Below are 474 nucleotides of genomic sequence, written 5' to 3'. Positions count from 1 at the left end.
ATACACGCCAGCCAATGCTCAAACGGAAGATTGGTCAGGGTTTTACATGGGGATAGACCCAGCCGATGGGTCGGTTGATCATATGATGATCATTCCGAACGAAGACGGTACATACCACATCCGAGTGTCATCATCGAATGTTGGTTATTGCGGGCAAGCAAATTCGCCCGGCGTCATTCTTGCAACCGGCCATCCTGACGGCGATCAGCTTGTCAGGAAGGAGATGCAATATCGCTGCGTCGGCTCGAACGAAACAAACGCGAAAGAAGGGTCGGCCTACAGCATGAAAACGGACGGCCTCATCTCAATACAGCCATTTGATGGGCGTAAGATCTACTACCAAAAGATAAATTGACGATGTCTAGTCCTCGCTAGCGCCGGGCTCAATACAGAGGTGTTACTCATTCAAGTATCGACAGTACCCTAGGTGGGGTATGCGGGAAGCCCGTCAGTCTTCTCCGGCTGACGGGTTTT

The 474-nt window shown here is 51.3% G+C and carries 1 protein-coding gene; it reads left to right on the top strand.

Annotated elements, in window-relative coordinates:
* A partial coding sequence (locus E1297_RS48840) for a hypothetical protein (RefSeq protein WP_196223093.1) occupies positions 1-355 on the top strand: 355 nt, incomplete at its 5' end.
* Positions 356-474 lie beyond the last annotated feature (119 nt).

This window comes from Roseibium sp. RKSG952, from assembly GCF_009711355.1.
The sequence above is the reverse complement of the archived record's forward strand: the minus strand, read 5'-3'. Positions and strand labels throughout refer to the sequence as shown.